This is a genomic window from Mesorhizobium sp. M1A.F.Ca.IN.022.07.1.1, from assembly GCF_003997575.1.
Lineage (GTDB): Bacteria > Pseudomonadota > Alphaproteobacteria > Rhizobiales > Rhizobiaceae > Mesorhizobium.
Genome location: NZ_RZST01000640.1, coordinates 1 through 1,173, shown reverse-complemented (window position 1 = coordinate 1,173; position 1,173 = coordinate 1). Strand labels below are relative to the sequence as shown.

The 1,173-nt window shown below is 60.1% G+C and carries 2 protein-coding genes; one reads left to right on the top strand and one right to left on the bottom strand.

The window, feature by feature from the left end:
• Nucleotides 1-189: ATP-binding cassette domain-containing protein (locus EOA75_RS33045; protein WP_127326154.1), on the bottom strand; the 189-nt coding region annotated here is incomplete at its 3' end.
• Nucleotides 190-635: 446 nt separating this feature from the next.
• Between EOA75_RS33045 and EOA75_RS33040 the strand changes: the two genes are divergently transcribed.
• Nucleotides 636-1,173: substrate-binding domain-containing protein (locus EOA75_RS33040; RefSeq protein ID WP_164747764.1), on the top strand; the 538-nt coding region annotated here is incomplete at its 3' end.

Sequence of the window (1,173 nt, the reverse complement as noted above, 5' to 3'; positions counted from 1 at the left end):
CATGTGCATCGTGCCGTGACTGGGGCGGAAATTGCCGGCGATCATCTTGACCAGCGTCGACTTGCCGGCGCCGTTGTCGCCCATCAGGCCGACGACCTGGCCGGCCTCGAGCGTGAACGAGACGTCGTTCACCGCCTGGATGGCGCCGAAATGCTTCGAGATGTTGGCGAGTTCGAGAACCGACACCAGCCTTAAGCCTCCCCGTTTTCGTCCCTCGACTGCCTTGCCATAATTGCCGGCGCCGCAGGGGCCTCGCGCCTCCAACTCCTCCCGAGCAGGTGCGATAGACTCATTTAGGCAAATGCGGCCATGGGCGTCAATCAATTGTCGGGCGATTAATTTCGAGTCCCGTCGAAAAATCGGTTTTGTAGGACAAATTGGAATTGACGTTGGCGGCGAGGCGTTATTAGCTAGCATTGGAGGAAGAATTTTTCCGTCGCGGAATCGTTGCTCGAGGTGAAGCGATGGGCAAGATTCAGGATTCGGCCGGCGCCCATTCGAGCTGGACGGATCGGCAAATGCTTATCGGCCCGGCTTGAGACACGAACCTTCCAGGTTATTCGCGTGTTGCTTGCATCCGGGCCGGTCGGTGTGGCGGGCACGTCGTGTCCGTCTGTTTTCAAGGGAGGACTGATATGAGGAAATCACTTTTGCTCGCCGCCGTCGCCGCCATGGCGCTGGGCGCCGGGCCGGCTTTGGCTAAGAAACAGCTCGTGATTGTCGTAAAGGGCCTCGACAACCCGTTCTTCGAAGCCATCCATCAGGGCTGCGAGAAGTGGAACAAGGAGAACGCCAGCTCCGAATATGAATGCTTCTACACCGGCCCGGCATCGACCTCGGACGAGGCCGGCGAAGCCCAGATCGTGCAGGACATGCTGAGCAAGCCGGACACGGCCGCGATGGCGATCTCGCCGTCCAACGCGCCGCTGATCGCGCAGACGATCAAGAGCGCCAATCCGTCGATCCCGATCATGACGGTCGATGCCGATCTTGCCAAGGAAGACGCCGCGCTTCGCAAGACCTATCTCGGCACCGACAACTATCTGATGGGCAAGCGAATCGGCGAATACATCAAGAAGGCCAAGCCGAATGGCGGCACGATCTGCACGATCGAGGGCAATCCGGCCGCCGACAACATCCTGCGCCGCGCGCAGGGCATGCGCGATGCGCTGT